At 71.5% G+C, this 14,567-nt stretch carries 12 protein-coding genes; 4 read left to right on the forward strand and 8 right to left on the reverse strand.

The annotated features are described in order from the left end of the window. Positions 1-10 precede the first annotated feature (10 nt). Positions 11-637: a MarR family winged helix-turn-helix transcriptional regulator gene (locus ACQPZK_RS25720; protein ID WP_433535412.1), complete on the reverse strand. Its 627-nt coding sequence runs from the start codon at positions 635-637 to the stop codon at positions 11-13. A gap of 95 nt (positions 638-732) precedes the next feature. Between ACQPZK_RS25720 and ACQPZK_RS25725 the strand changes: the two genes are divergently transcribed. Continuing rightward, positions 733-1,863 (forward strand): PP2C family protein-serine/threonine phosphatase, encoded by a 1,131-nt coding sequence (locus ACQPZK_RS25725; protein ID WP_433535413.1) that lies wholly within the window; start codon positions 733-735, stop codon positions 1,861-1,863. Between the two features lie 9 nt (positions 1,864-1,872). On the opposite strand, the gene ACQPZK_RS25730 is transcribed toward ACQPZK_RS25725, so the two are convergent. The 7 genes from ACQPZK_RS25730 to ACQPZK_RS25760 form a co-directional block, all read right to left on the reverse strand. Beyond that, on the reverse strand, positions 1,873-3,357 hold the full coding sequence (locus tag ACQPZK_RS25730) for a sugar transferase (RefSeq protein WP_433535414.1): 1,485 nt from the start codon (positions 3,355-3,357) through the stop codon (positions 1,873-1,875). A 212-nt stretch (positions 3,358-3,569) separates the two neighbouring features. Beyond that, positions 3,570-5,324 carry a substrate-binding domain-containing protein gene (locus tag ACQPZK_RS25735; RefSeq protein ID WP_433535415.1) on the reverse strand — a complete coding sequence of 585 codons (1,755 nt, stop codon included), beginning with the start codon at positions 5,322-5,324 and terminating at the stop codon, positions 3,570-3,572. 165 nt (positions 5,325-5,489) lie between these two features. Beyond that, positions 5,490-6,527, reverse strand: coding sequence for a lactonase family protein (locus ACQPZK_RS25740; protein WP_433535416.1), 1,038 nt, complete (start codon positions 6,525-6,527; stop codon positions 5,490-5,492). Between the two features lie 113 nt (positions 6,528-6,640). After that, on the reverse strand, positions 6,641-7,243 hold the full coding sequence (locus tag ACQPZK_RS25745) for a GTP-binding protein (RefSeq protein WP_421472855.1): 603 nt from the start codon (positions 7,241-7,243) through the stop codon (positions 6,641-6,643). Further along, the gene (locus ACQPZK_RS25750; protein ID WP_433535417.1) at positions 7,224-7,613 is read right to left on the reverse strand and encodes a DUF742 domain-containing protein; all 390 of its coding nucleotides are present in this window, start codon (positions 7,611-7,613) and stop codon (positions 7,224-7,226) included. The genes ACQPZK_RS25745 and ACQPZK_RS25750 overlap by 20 nt, the downstream gene beginning before the upstream one ends. Next, positions 7,603-8,025, reverse strand: a complete 423-nt coding sequence (locus ACQPZK_RS25755; RefSeq protein ID WP_433535418.1) for a roadblock/LC7 domain-containing protein — start codon at positions 8,023-8,025, stop codon at positions 7,603-7,605. The genes ACQPZK_RS25750 and ACQPZK_RS25755 overlap by 11 nt, the downstream gene beginning before the upstream one ends. Beyond that, positions 8,025-10,472 (reverse strand): sensor histidine kinase, encoded by a 2,448-nt coding sequence (locus ACQPZK_RS25760; protein ID WP_433535419.1) that lies wholly within the window; start codon positions 10,470-10,472, stop codon positions 8,025-8,027. Before ACQPZK_RS25760 ends, ACQPZK_RS25755 begins: the two co-directional genes overlap by 1 nt. 409 nt (positions 10,473-10,881) lie before the next feature. Here ACQPZK_RS25760 and ACQPZK_RS25765 point away from each other — a divergent pair, with 409 nt between their 5' ends. From ACQPZK_RS25765 to ACQPZK_RS25775, 3 genes are all read left to right on the forward strand, one after another. Then, entirely contained in the window at positions 10,882-11,481 is a 600-nt protein-coding gene (locus tag ACQPZK_RS25765) for a hypothetical protein (protein ID WP_433539318.1), read from the forward strand. Between the two features lie 11 nt (positions 11,482-11,492). After that, positions 11,493-12,587, forward strand: a complete 1,095-nt coding sequence (locus ACQPZK_RS25770) for a hypothetical protein (protein ID WP_433535420.1) — start codon at positions 11,493-11,495, stop codon at positions 12,585-12,587. Positions 12,588-12,898: 311 nt separating this feature from the next. Further along, the gene (locus ACQPZK_RS25775) at positions 12,899-14,557 is read left to right on the forward strand and encodes a sodium:solute symporter family protein (protein WP_433535421.1); all 1,659 of its coding nucleotides are present in this window, start codon (positions 12,899-12,901) and stop codon (positions 14,555-14,557) included. Positions 14,558-14,567 lie beyond the last annotated feature (10 nt).

Genomic DNA, 14,567 nt, shown 5'->3' on the forward strand with positions numbered 1-14,567 from the left:
TGCGGACCGGTCAGGCCGTGCGCGCCACCGGTGGCTCACCGGTGGGCCAGTCGCGGGGGGTGTCGACCGTCCGTTCCGGTCCCGCAGCCCCGCCCTGCCACATCGCCCGGGTGGGCCGGTCCGGCTGATCCGACGACTTGCGCGCCGGGCCGTCGGGCCGGTCCGGGTCCTGCGGCCAGTCCCGCCCGGGCGGGGTGTCCCCGTCGTCCGGAGCGCTCCGCGCCCGCTGCCGGCGGGCGACCTCGTCGAACTCCCGCGCTCCGCTCACCAGCGCGGCACGGCCCGCCGGGCTCATCGCCGCCAACACTGCGGCGAGCCGCTCCTGACGGTCGTTACGCAGCTCCGCGAGGAGCCGACGAGCCTCCGGGGTGAGGTGCAGGGAGATCTCCCGCCGGTCGAAGCGCCCCGGCTCACGCTCCAGCATGCCGGCCGCGACCAACCTGTCGCACAGGCGGCTGGCGGAACTCAGCAACATGTCCAGACGGGTGGCGAGCCGACGTAGGTTGATCCCGTCGTACTGCTCCACCACCATCACCGCCCGTAGTTGGGCACCGGAAACCCGGCTGGCGGTCGCCTCGCGGGCGGAATCCCAGACGCCCAGCAGGGCACCCGCCGCCGCGTCCAGCGCGGCAGCCATACTCGTCGCAGGGTCCGGTGGACCGTTGTGTTCGGCCATGGTGGCCGAGACTACTCCGAACCCACTGGTGGTCGAGCTCTGATGAAGGAGGCCTGATGAGCGAACCGGTCAATCGGGCACGACGCGCCTTGAACGAGACACCCGCCGACGGTCTCGTGGGTGGCGTCCGCAAGGTTCTCGACAAGGCGTACGGGATCTCCGAGGCGGAGCTGTACCAGGTCGACTATCGCCTCGCGGAGCTGCTGCCCCTCACCGAGGGTGACTCTCTCCGCGGGGCCGGGCACCCCGCGTGGCGTGCGTTCGACCACCAGTCGCCCGTCCTGGTCGACGGCGTCGCCTGGTTTCCGGTCAGCATGCGCGGCGAACGCCGCGGCGTCCTGCGCCTGGCGCCGGTGGCCGACGACCCGACGGTGCTCGCCGAGCTGGCCAACATCGCCACCTCACTCGCACACGAGGTGGCCGCCGTCTCCCCCGGCACGGACGTCTACAGCGTGGCCCGACGCAGCCAGCGGCTCACCCTGGCCGCCGAGATGCAGTGGGACCTGCTGCCCGGCCGGAGCCGGATCCGCCCCTCGTTCAGCCTGGCCGGGCAGCTCGAACCGGCGTACGCCGTACGTGGTGACAGCTTCGACTGGTCGGACGACGGGGAACAGCTCTGGCTGTCCACGATCAACGGCAGCGGTGAGGGTGTCGCGGCATCGCTGCTGACGTCGCTGGCCACTCACGCGCTGCGCAACGCCCGCCGGGCCGGCCTCGGTTTGGCCGATCAGGCCGCCCTCGCCGACCAGGCCATCTACGACGAGTACCGGGGCAAGCGGCACCTCTCCGCGCTGCTGATGGAGCTGGACCTGCGCTCGGGGACGATGACCGTGGTGGACGCCGGCTCGCCCCGGCTCGTCCTCCTGCGCCGGGGTGAGGTCACCGAGCAGCCGCTGGAGGCCCAGTTTCCGCTCGGCATGTTCGAGGCGACCGACTACCACGAGCAGACGTTCACCCTGGAACGCGGCGACCGGCTGTTCGTCGTCAGTGACGGCGTCGTGGAGGCCACCGGGCAGAGCGTCCGCTACGGCGAGACGGCGCTGGACCGTTTCCTACGGCGGACGGGCCCCATGGAGCCGCTGGACGCCGTGCGGTCGCTCCTCGGCGACCTGCGCGCCTTCGTGGCCGGCGACCTCGTCGACGACGCCGTGGTGGTCTGCCTGGACTGGACCGGCCCGCAACCGTGAGCGTGGCCGTCAGTAGGCGCCGCGACTGTTGAGCACCGCGCCGGCGGTCTTCCAGAGGATGGTCAGGTCGGCGGCGAGCGACCAGTTCTCCACGTAGTAGAGATCGAGTCGGATGCCGTCCTCCCAACTGAGGTCGGACCGGCCACTGACCTGCCAGAGCCCGGTCATGCCGGGCTTGACCAGCAGCCGTCGGGCCACGTCGCCGTCGTAACGGGCCACCTCGGACGGGAGCGGCGGCCGTGGGCCGACGAGGCTCATCTGGCCCAGCAGGACGTTGACCAACTGCGGCAGCTCGTCCAGCGACCACTTGCGCAGCAGCCGGCCGACCCGGGTCACCCGAGGGTCGTCGCGCATCTTGAACATGAGGCCGTCGGTCTCGTTCCGAGCCGCCAACTCGGCGAGCAGCGCGTCGGCGTTGACCACCATCGTCCGGAACTTGAACACTCCGAACTCCTGCCCGCCCCGACCCACCCGGATCTGCCGGAACAACACCGGCCCCCGGCTGTCCAGTTTGATGGCCAACGCGATGACCGCGATCAGCGGCAGGAGCAACGCCAGGGCGACCGACGACATCGACCGGTCGACGAAACCCTTGACCAGCTTGCGCGCGCCGCGGAACTCGGGCGCCTCGACGTGGATCAGGGGCAGCCCGGCGACCGGGCGGGTGTGGATCCGCGGGCCCGCCACGTCGGTGAGCGCGGGGGCCACGACGAGGTCGACGCCGGTCCCCTCCAACTGCCAGCCGAGTCGACGCAGCCGGGCCGCGGTCAGCTCACCGGAGGCGGTCACCGCCACGGTGTCCGCGCCGATCGCGGTCGCGGCCTCCGGGATGCCCCGGAACGATCCCACCACCGGTACGTCCCCGAGCCGCTGCGCCACCGGCGCCAGCAGCGCGTCGGGGATGCACGCCCCCACCACCTGGTAGCCGGCGTACGGCTCACGGCGCAGGGTGTGCACCAGTTCCAGGACGTGCGCGGTGTCACCGACGACGAGCACCCGCCGGGACCAGCCGGCGCCCTTCGAGCGGGCCCGGTGCAGCCGTTTGCGCGCCGCGAACCGGGTCACCTCCAACCCGACCGTGCCCACCGCGAAGGAGATACCGAGGAACCCCCGGGAGACGCCGACGTCGGCGATGTAGCCGGCGATGGCGATCGCGCCGGCCAGCCGCAGGCTCGCTGAGCTGACCCGCCGGTACTCGTCCGCCCCGTAGCCGACGACCCGGTCGTCGTAGCACCCGAGCGCCTTGAGGGAGATCAGCCACGCCAGGACCAGACCGGGGGCCACCAGCACGTACGGGATCTTGGAGCCGACCGGCTCCTCGTCACCGAACCTGCCGACGTACCCGACGAGCAGCGCGATGATGAGGACGGTGGTGTCCAGCACCACCAGGACCCGAATGTAGGAACGTTCGTCGGCACGGGCCACCAGTCCGCTCGGACGGTCCTGCGGCGTCGCCGAGGTGTCGGCGGGGGTCAACAGTGTCGCGGTCGTCACCGGCCCTCCCACTCTGCTCAGGACGGCCCCGGCCGACGGGTCGGGCCGAAGGGGGATCGACATTGCCGGAACACGTCGACATCCTGCCCTGACAACTATGACTGCCGATTGCTTCCGACGTATTGCCGTCACTTTTCTTCAATCCCGTGGCCACAAAAGGAACCCGCCGTACCGGCTCAGCGGTACGGCGGGTTCCTTTGCTCAGCGGCGGGTCAGCGTGGGGCTGGGGGACGCCGCGCGATGGCGGTGAGGAAGATGCTGCCGATCTCGCTCGGGTCCTTGGTGACGAAGACGTCCCCGCCGGTCACCTTCGTGATCGACTCCAGCTCGGCCTTGCTGACACCCTCGCCGATACCGATCATGATGACCTGCACCGGCCGCTCCGGGTCGGCGATCTGCTTGAGCTTGGCGAGCAACTGCTGCTGGTTGATGCCGTTGTCGTCCTCGTTCTTGCCGTCGGTGAACAGCACGATCGAGTTGACCCGCCCGGGCTGCCAGTCCTCCTGCACGGCCTGGTACGCGGCCAGCATCGTGTCGTACAGACCGGTGTCACCGCTGGACGGCTTGACGGTTGCCAGCGCCCCCTCCAACTGCGCCCGCTGGCCGGAGAGCGGTCCGATCGGCACGAGTTCGCGGTAGTCGCGGTTGCCGACGAGCTTCGTGGAGAAGGTCCACAGGCCGATGGACCAGGAGTCGTCGAAGAGCCCGAGGCCGCGGCGGGCCGCGTCGACGGTGACCTCCTCCCGGCTGCGGTTGTTGGCGCTGGGAACCTCGTCCTTCATCGAGCCGGAGACGTCGATGACGGCGAGCATCCGACCGGACTGGGTGGCGATCGACCAGCTGGACACGACACGCTGTATCGCGGCCGGGTCCAGGCCGCCCGCCGCGGTGCCGCCGGCCGCCGGAGCGCTCGACGCGCCACCGGCCGGGCTCGGCGCACCCTGTGGGGCGTTGAAGCCGGCGCCCCAGTTGCCGTCCGGCCCGCGCAGCGACTGCGCCGCCAGGCGATCCCGGAACTTCGGCGCGGTGAGCAGCTCGAACAGCACCTTCGCCGCCGCCGCCTTGGTCGGCTCGATGCCGGGCAGCACCGCGTACGGGTAGTCCAGCGGCATCGGGGCAGGCTCCATGTAGAGCGCGGCGAGCGGCACCGGAGGCTTCTTGCTGTTGTACGCGATCACGTCTTCCTCGGACAGCGCCGCCGCACCGAGAGCGCTCGCGATGGAGGTCGGGTCGGCGGCGGTCGGGAAGCGGGCGAGGAGGTCGTTGCGGAGCGAGGAGCGACCGGTGGCCAGCGCCCGTAGCGCGCCCACGGTGTTGCGCTGGGCGTCGCCGCCCGCGCCGCTGGCGGCCGTGGTCAGCGACAGGAGGCCGGAGAGTCCGGCCGCATCCCGGGTCGGCTCGACGATTCCGGTACGCAACGGCTTGCTGCTGTTGACCTGCTTGAGCAGGTCGGTCCAGGTGAACTTGGCGTTGGGCCAGCCGAGGCGCGTCGCTACCGGCTCGGGCATCGCCACGACGATGGGGCTGCGCGCGATGGAGGCGCCGTTGGTCGGCGCGAACGCCGTGGCGTCCTTCTTGAGACGGAGCAACCAGGTCGAGGAGTCCGGCACCCAGACGTCCGGGGTGACGGCCGTGCCGCTGGCCTGGCCGACGCCGGCGAGTACGGCACCGTGCTTCGCGGCCACCACGGCGGCCACGTCCACCGGGTCGGACGCGGAGACATCGACGCGGATGCAGGTCGGGCCGACTGCGGCACCGTCCTTGACCCATTGAGAGGCGGCGGCGTCCACCGCGGGCGCGAGCTCGGAGGCGACCGCCACGGCAAGTCGGATCTCGCCCGAACAGCTTGGCTGGATCAGCTCCTTATAGCCGAACCAGACGCCGGTGGTGACGACGAGAACCGTCGCCGTCGCGGCGGCGGCTGCTAGATGAAGTTTCGAACGCATTCGATGGCGGCCTGCAGACACGCTGACCATCTTGCGTATTAGGTGCCGTCTCTGCCACATCCGTTCGGACTAAAGTTACGCAGGAGAAACAGTTGATCACCATTTAGCAACAGAGAGTGATGAATCGGCCCCACGGCGTTGCCAAACCCGTCGCGCTCTCGCATTCGCTTCCGTCATTTCGTCCGCTCACGGCAGGACGCACGTCGGGCTCGCCACCGGTACGGGCTCGCCCAACGGGACCGGCACGCCCGTGCTCGCGTCGCGTCGGAAGATCCGCACCATGTCCGCCCGCTCATCGGCGACGTAGAGATGCTCCCCGATCAGCGCGAAGTGTCGCGGCCACTCCCCACCGGTCTCCACCTCGGACACCAGCGCGGGCAGCTCACCGGCCAGGTCGAAGACGGCGATGGTGCCGACACCACGGTTCGCGACGTAGAGAAGACGTCCGTCCGGGTCGACAGCGATCTCCGAGGGCTGGACGTGACCGGTCCGCCCGCTCGCGTCGACCCGGCCACGCTGGTGCAGCGACCCGTCCTCGGTCAGCTCGTACGCGGTGACCGTGGCGTCCAACTCGCCGACCAGATAGCAGCGCCGGCCGTCGGGGTGACGGGCCAGGTGCCGAGGCCCGACGCCCGGCGCCGTGCGCATCCGCGGACCGCGCGGCACCAACCGCCCGCTCGCGTTGTCCAGGTCGTACCGGTAGACCGAGTCGGTGCCGAGGTCCACCGCCAGCAGGGGCGCCCGGTCACGGCCGGGAGAGACCATGTGGGCGTGCGCCCGCTCCTGGCGTTCCGGGTCGGGGCCGTGGCCCTCGTGGACCACGAGGTCGGTGCGTTCGCCGGGCACGCCCTGCTCGTCGAGCGGGAAGACCGCGACACTTCCGCTGCCGTAGTTGGCCGCCACCAGGTGCCCACCGTCCGGCAGCACCGCCAGGTGACAGGGCTCGGCGCCGCCGGTCGAGAAGCTGCCCAACGCGTCCAGAGCGCCGTCCGACCCGACCTGCCAGGCGCTGACCAGACCGTCGGTCAACTCGTTCACCGCGTAGAGCATCGGCCGCGTGGGGTGCCGCGCGAGGAACGACGGCGACGGCGTGACCGCCACCGTGCCGAGAGGGTCCAGGGCCCCGGTGGCCGGGTCGCGAAGTGCGGCGACGATGCCATCCGCCCGCCCGCCGCTGTGCGCGGTGTAACCCCCGATGTGGACGATCTCGCCCGGACCAGTCACGCTGCACCCCTTCGCCGACATTCTGGAGTAGATCCAACCAGAGCTGCCCACGAAGCCGACCGACTAACCGCCTTTTCGACCTTCGGGCGGTCCGCCGGGCATGCGCGGGCGGTTCAGGAGGCCGGCACCGGCTCGCCGCGCTGCCGCGCCACGTGCTCGACCAGAGAGATCAACACCAGCTTGCCGGACTGCCGGTCCCGGGCGTCGCAGAGCACCATCGGCACGTCCGGGTCGAGGTCGAGCGCTCGGCGTACGGTCTCCAGGTCGAAGCGACGGGTGTCCTCGAAACAGTTCACCCCCACCACGAAGGGGATGCCGCGCTGCTCGAAGTAGTCGATCGACGGGAAGCAGTCGGCCAGCCGCCGGGTGTCGGCGAGCACCACCGCGCCGAGAGCGCCGAAGGCCAGTTCGTCCCAGAGGAACCAGAAGCGGTCCTGGCCGGGGGTGCCGAACAGGTACACCTGAAGGTCGTCGTTGATGGTGATCCGGCCGAAGTCCATCGCCACGGTGGTGGTCGTCTTGCCCTCCACCCCCGAGAGGTCGTCGGTGCCGATACCGGCGTCGGTCAGCACCTCCTCGGTCTGCAACGGCCGGACCTCGCTCAACGCGCTCACCAGCGTCGTCTTGCCGGCGCCGAAGCCGCCCGCGATGAGGATCTTCAGTGCCAGCGGGACGGTGACGGCTGAGCCCGCATGGTCATAGCGCACGGAGTCCACTGACCACCGCCTTGAGGATGTCGTCGTTGGGAAGGTCGCGGCTGGCCGGCGGCTCGTGCACCGCGACCAGGCCCTGCGCGAGGAGGTCGCCGAGCAGCACCCGGATCACACCGACCGCGAGGTCCAGCTCGGCCGCCAGCTCGGCCACCGAAACCGGGTGACCGGCCAACGCGACCAGCCGCCGGTGCTCCGGCGGCAACTGCGGGTGGTCCGCCAGGTCGAGGTCCGGCCCGGCCAGCACGAACGCGACCAGGTCGAAGCCGCCGGCGGCGGAGCGCACCCGGCCGCCGGTGAGCGTGTACGGGCGGACCACCGGGCCCGCGTCGCCGTCCAGCCACTCGTGCTGGGGGCCGGGCGGCTCAGTCCGCATCACCGGCGTCCGCGGGCGGTCGGGCCGACGCGGTCAGGTTCTCCCCCACACGGATGACCAGCATCGCCATCTCGTACGCGACCAGGCCGATGTCCGCGTCCGCGTCGCTCACCACGGCCAGGCAGGCGCCCTGGCCCGCTGTGGTGACGAAGAGGTACGCCGATTCCATCTCCACCACGGTCTGCCGGACCGGACCACCGTCCACGTGGTGGCTCGCGCCCCGGGCCAGGCTGGAGAAGCCGGCGGCGAGCGCGCAGAGGTGCTCGGCGTCGGCGCGTTCCAACTCGGCCGAGGAGCCGAGCAGCAGCCCGTCGGCGGAGAGCACGACCGCCTCCCGGGCGGCCGGCACCCGCTGCACCAGATCGTCGAGCAACCAGTCGAGGCTGGCGCTCTGCTTCGTCGTTTCCCGCACTAGGCGTCCCTCTCAGTCGCTGTCGGTTCGAAAGCCTTCGGGGGCGCGGAGGATCCCGGTTCGGCAGCGGGCCCGGTCTCGGGGGCCGCTGCCGATCGCTGAGCCGGGACCGCTGTCGGCGCAGCGGCCGGGATCGCCGGCGCTGCGGCGGGCGGGGGAACGGGAGCGCGGGTCGGGGCCGTCGGGGCGACGACGGTTGCCCGACCTCGGGCGGTGCCGGCCTGTAGGGCCGCCATCACCCGGCGCACCTCCTCCGGCGAGCGGGGCGACGGCGTGTCGGCCGCGGTGGACCGGGGCAGGACGTTGGGGGTGCGTCGCCGCACTCGGCGGGGCAGCCCTTCCAGGTCGTCCGCCGTCCCGTCGGAGGACGGCTCGTCCTTCGCGGCCGGCACGTCGGACGCCGGACCCGTGGGTAGGACGAGGGTGGGTGGCTCACCGGCGACGGCCGGGGCCGAGGTGGTGCGACCGGCGCGTGACCGAGGCGCCGTGGTGCGGCGCACCGGCCGGGTCAGACGCCGGTCACCGGGCGCGGTGGCGACCGAGGCCGGATCGGGGCCGGCCGGCGGCTCGGCGGTGACCAGGTCGGCGGGGATCAACACCACGGCGGTCACGCCGCCCGGCTCGGGAGACCGCAGTCGCACGCGTACGGAGTGCCGCGCCGCCAGCCGGGCCACCACGAACAGACCGAGACGGGCGCTCTGCGCCGGATCGAACTCGGGCGAGCTGGTCAGCCGGGTGTTGGCGTTCTCGAGCGCGGTGGCGGACATGCCCAGACCCTGATCGGTGATCGACAGGGCGTACCCGTCGGCGACCTGCTCCCCGGTGATGGTCACCCGGGTGTCCGGCGGCGAGAAGGCGGTGGCGTTCTCGACCAGCTCGGCGAGCAGGTGGATGACGTCGCCGACCGCCCGGCCCAGCACGCCGGCCGGCTGTACGGCGGTGATGTCCACCCGGTCGTACGCCTCGACCTCGCTGATCGCCCCGCGGACCAGGTCGACCATCGCGACCGGGTTGCGCCACCCCCGGCCCGGCGCGGAGCCGGCCAGGATGACCAGGTCCTCGGCGTGCCGGCGGAGCCGGGTGGCCAGGTGGTCCACCTGGAACAGCTCGGCCAGCTCGTCCGGGTCCTCGGCACGTCGCTCCATGCGGTCCAGTAGGTGCAACTGGCGGTGCACCAGGCCCTGGCTCCGGCGGGCGATGTTGAGGAACACCTCGTTCAGCCCTCGGCGCAGGGTGACCTCGTCCACGGCTGCCTGGACGGCGGTGCGCTGCACCTCGGTGAAGGCCCGCCCGACCTCGCCGATCTCGTCGTGGCCGTACTCCAGGGGTGGCGCCTCCCGGGCGACGTCGACGTGCTCGCCGCGACGCAGCCGCGTCACCACGTCGGGCAGCCGGTGCTCGGCCAGTTCGAGGGCGGCGGTACGGACTCCGCTGAGCCGCCGGACCAGGGTCCGGCCGACCCGCAGAGCCACCAGCACCGAGACCACCACGGCGACGAGACCGAGCACCCCGGCGGCGGCGAGCCGGACCAGGATCCCGACCGCCATCGGCACCGAGCGGTCGGTGAGGTTGTCGGCCTCGGCCAGCTCGAAGTCGCGCAACTCCTGCTGTACGGCGTCGTGGCTGGCCTGCCACGCCGCGGCGTCCACCGGTGGCCGACCGGACCTGTTGGCGCCGATCAGCGCGTCCTGCATGGCGCGCAGGCTGGTGAAGTCGGGACTTTCGCTGAGCCGCTGGTACGCGGTGCGCCCGGCCTCGGGCAGGTCGGCCACCGCGCTCTCGGTGAGCCATCGCTGGTTGCCGATGGTCTGCACCAGCTGCGCGTGCTCTCCGTTGGCGAACTTCCCGGCGGTCAGCACACCAGCCAGCATCGCGTCCGTCTGGCCCAGCAGCTCGCGGGACCGGCCCAGCGTGGTGAGGGCCAGCGCCTGCCGGTTGATGGCGGGGTCGCTCAGGTTCGCCATGGCGGAGAACGCCTGGAAGGCCGCCGACACCATGCCGCTGTAGAGGCCGATCGCGCCGGCGCGGTCCATCATCCCGTCGTCGATGAAGTCCCGCCCGGTCGGCAGTGCCGCCAGGGCGGTGACGAGCCGGTCGACGCGGTCCTCCAGCAGGTCGTCGGCGGCGTCGCGCAACGCCTCCCCGTCGACGCGGCGACGCAGCTCGGCGACCGCCCGGTCGGTACGCAGGCGCTGTTCGGCCAGGGCGGGCAGTTCGGTGTCGCCGGCGAGCTGCACCACCGACAGGCGACGCTCGCGTTGCAACTCGGTGACCACCGCCTCGCCGGGGCGGCCCAGGTCATAGAGCAGGGTGCGCGCGGAGAGCAGGTTCAGGGCGGGACCGAAGGTCAACGTCGTCGCGAAGATCCACAGCGCGAGGAGCGCGGTCACCGGCGCGACGACCAATGCGGTCAGCTTCGAGCGGATAGGCCAGTCGCGGGTTCTCATCAGACCTCGCCCGTCAAGGGGTGGCAGGAGGGGCGCCGGCACCGCCGGGCAGCGCGCTCGCCGGTCGCGTACCCGGTCGTCGGGCCGGGCACCGGCGCGCGCGCCTTGGGCAGGATACGTAATCATGCCCGGTTGCACTACCGCCGTCCCTGGTGCGAAGCGTGCCTCCGCTCCCAGGCCGCGCATCCCGCCGCAGTGCTCCTCCGGCCGCCGGTGCAGGGCGGGAACGGATCAGACGTTGCCGGCGATGCCGTACGACGGGGACCAGTCCACCCACGCGGGCTATCTGGAATGAGTCAGGTTTTTGTCAGCTGCGGGGACGCCGAACCGCGATCGGCGAGGAAAGTCCTCCGGATCGGGATTGGCGATCAGTGCGCGGAGGGAATACCAGATGACGAAGGAGGAGCCCATGTCGCCCACGCAGATAATCGTCATCGTGCTCGTCGTGCTGGTGATCATCGCGGCGATCGCCGTGGTCGCGCGGACGGCCGGTCGGCGCCGCGCGCTGCGCAGCCGGTTCGGACCGGAGTACGACCGGGTGGTGCAGGAGCAGGAGAGCCGGTCCGCCGCGGAGCGTGAGCTACGCGACCGGGAGCGCCGGCACGCCGAGCTCACGCTCACCCCGCTCAGCCCGGAGTCGCGGGCGCGTTACGCCGCAGCCTGGGAAGAGCTCCAGATCCGCTTCATCGACTCGCCAGGCGAGACCGTGGGCGACGCGGACGAACTGGTCACCCGGCTCATCGAGGAGCAGGGCTACCCGACCGGTGACTTCTCCGACCAGATCGCCCACCTCTCCGTCGAGCACGCCCGCACCCTCACCAACTACCGGGACGCACACGAGATCCACCTGCGCAACTCGCGGGGTGAGGCGACCACCGAGGAACTGCGTCAGGCGGTCGTGCACTACCGGGCCCTCTTCGCCGACCTGCTCGGCGAGGAGCCCGTCGGTCAGCGCGCGCCCGAACACCGTTCCCACCCGGACACTCCGCACGACGCCACGAGCCGCTGAGGAGGCCACCGATGCGCCACGAAGAGCAGCAGGTGAGCAACGACCACCCGGAGGCCGTCCGGTCCGCGCCGGTGCCGGTCCCGCCGACCCGCGACCGGGCCGCCCACTCGGACGTACCCGAGGACGCCCTGGACGACCGCGGCACCTTCGACGATCCGACCGTCGGCGACGAACGGGACACCGACGACGCCCCGACCACCGACCACGAGCGGGTCAACGGCACCGATCCGGACGTCCCGCACGACCGGGTCGACGACGACCGGATCGACGACACCGACCGGCGGAACCGGGCCGACGACGAGGGTGACTTCCACGAGCCGGGTCCGCTGCCGACGGCGTTCGGCGCGACCACGGTCGCCGACGCGGTGGCCGCGTCCGCCCTGGCCAGCCCGCGCCCGGAGGACCAGCCCGACCCGCGGGCCGAGCGGACGGCCGCGCCGGGCGACGGAGCCGAGGACGGCGAGCGGGAGGGCCTGCGTGCCGACCCGACCGCAGAGCTGCACCGCCGCGACGACTTCGCGGAGACCGACGGGGACACGACGACGGACGCTGACGCGGCTGCGGACCTGGATGTCGACGACCGACGCGACCGGACCGACGCCGCGCGAACCGTCGTCGTGCCGGGAAGCACGGAGGGCGGGCCGGAGCGCCGGAGCGACCTGACCGACTGGGCGGGCGATCCGGACGCGGCGACGGCGGGCGCGGCCGGCTACGGCAGCGCCTCCCCGGAGATGGTGGACCCGGACGCGGACGCCGAACCGGTCGCCACCGAGGGCGTCGGCACCTCGCTGGAGTCGGCCGGCACGTCGCGGCCCGCCGGTTCGACCGTCGCCTCCGACGCGGCCACGCTCCTTGACGGAGACACCGCACAGGGTTTCCGGGACCGCTGGCGGGACGTGCAACTGCGGTTCGTCGACGATCCGCACGCCGCGGCCGGCGAGGCGCAGGCCCTGGTCGAGGAGGCCATCCAGGCACTCGCCTCGGCGCTCGCGGCGCAGAAGAACACGCTGGGCGGCTGGCAGGACTCCGGCTCCGCGGACACCGAGCAGCTGCGGATGGCGGTCCGCAACTACCGGGACTTCCTGGACCGCGTCCTGGGTCGCTGACCGACCGAACGCGGGGCGCTCGGCCGACACCGGCCGGGCGCCCCGTTTCGTGTCCCAGGCCGGCCGGGCCGGCTAGTTGCCGGTCGCCCTTTGCTCTGCTTCACCCCAGGCAACACCCGGTGTACGGATACCGGACGCGGGCTGTTTCCTCGGTTGAAGCAGAGCAAAGGGGCCACACCGAGGCATCGCACCGACGCCGCTCGGAAGAGCCGGAACCCCACGGACCAGACAGGCAGGCGTAAAGGTCCGCCTACGGGGTAATAGGGCGCGCGCATCGATTGCGGTGCCAACGTCGGACGAGGGGTGACGAGATGGACGGCGGCGGTCTCCGGCTCAACATGAACGGGCTGGACTACCTCATCCTCGCGCTGTACTTCGTCACCGTCCTCGGAGTCGGCTTCGCCGCCCGCCGGGCGATCCGGACCAGCGTCGACTTCTTCCTCTCCGGCCGCTCACTGCCGGCCTGGGTGACCGGCCTCGCCTTCGTCTCGGCGAACCTCGGGGCGCTGGAGATCATCGGCATGGCGGCCAACGGGGCCCAGTACGGCGTCATGACGGTCCACTACTACTGGATCGGCGCGGTGCCGGCGATGGTCTTCCTCGGCATCGTGATGATGCCGTTCTACTACGGCTCCAAGGTCCGCAGCGTCCCCGAGTACCTGCGGTTGCGCTTCAACCGACCCACCCATCTGCTGAACGCGCTCAGCTTCGCCGTCGCCCAGGTGCTGATCGCCGGTGTGAACCTCTACGCGCTGGCCCTCGTCATGCAGGCGCTGCTCGGCTGGCCGCTCTGGACGGCGATCGTGGTCGGGGCGGCGATCGTGCTGGCGTACATCACCATCGGTGGTCTCTCCGGGGCCATCTACAACGAGGTGCTCCAGTTCTTCGTCATCCTGGCCGGCCTCATCCCGGTCACCGTGATCGGTCTGGTCAAGGTCGGCGGCGTGAGCGGGCTGATGGACGCGGTCCGCGACTCGAAGCTCGGCGAGGCGGGTCTGCACGCCTGGCAGGACACCGGCGGCACCGACAACCCCCTCGGCGCGCAGTGGATCGGCATCGTCTTCGGCCTGGGCTTCGTGCTCTCGTTCGGCTACTGGACGACGAACTTCGCCGAGGTGCAGCGCGCCCTGTCGGCCAAGAACATGAGCGCGGCCCGACGTACGCCCATCATCGCCGCGTACCCGAAGCTCTTCATCCCGCTCGTCACGATCATTCCCGGTCTGGTGGCGCTCGTGACGGTGAAGGGGCTCGGCGCGGAGAGCGGCGACCTGCAGTTCAACAACGCCATCCCGCTGCTGATGCGGGACCTGCTGCCCAACGGGGTGCTCGGGGTGGCCGTCACCGGCCTGCTCGCGTCGTTCATGGCCGGCATGGCGGCCAACGTGAGCGGCTTCAACACCGTCTTCACCTACGACATCTGGCAGGCGTACGTCCGCCGCGGCCGGTCCGACGAGTACTACCTGCGGATCGGTCGGTGGGCGACCGTCGGGGCCGTGGTGATCGGCATCGGAACGGCGTTCATCGCCTCCGGATTCAGCAACATCATGAACTACATCCAGGCGCTGTTCTCCCTGTTCAACGCGCCGCTGTTCGCCACCTTCATCATCGGCATGTTCTGGAAGCGGATGAGCGCGCTCGCGGGCTTCTGGTCGCTGCTGCTCGGCACCCTGGCGTCGCTGGCGACGTACCTGCTCTACAAGGGCGGCGCGATCGACTTCAACTCCGACCTGGAGGAGAGCTTCTGGGGCGCCGGCATCGCGTTCGTCACCGTGGCGATCGTCGCCGCCATCCTCACCCCGCTCACCGCGCCCAAGCGCGACGAGGAGTTGCGCGGGCTGGTCTACGGGATGGGCGGCGTCGACCTGAAGGGCGACGTGCTCACCGGGGACGCCGTCTGGTACCGCTCCCCGGTGCTGTTGGGCCTGATCGCGGTCGCGCTGGCCGCCCTCTTCTACATCCCGGTCTTCTAGGAAAGGAGTC

This window comes from Micromonospora sp. CA-249363 (assembly GCF_050950185.1).
In the GTDB taxonomy this organism is placed as follows: Bacteria; Actinomycetota; Actinomycetes; order Mycobacteriales; family Micromonosporaceae; genus Micromonospora.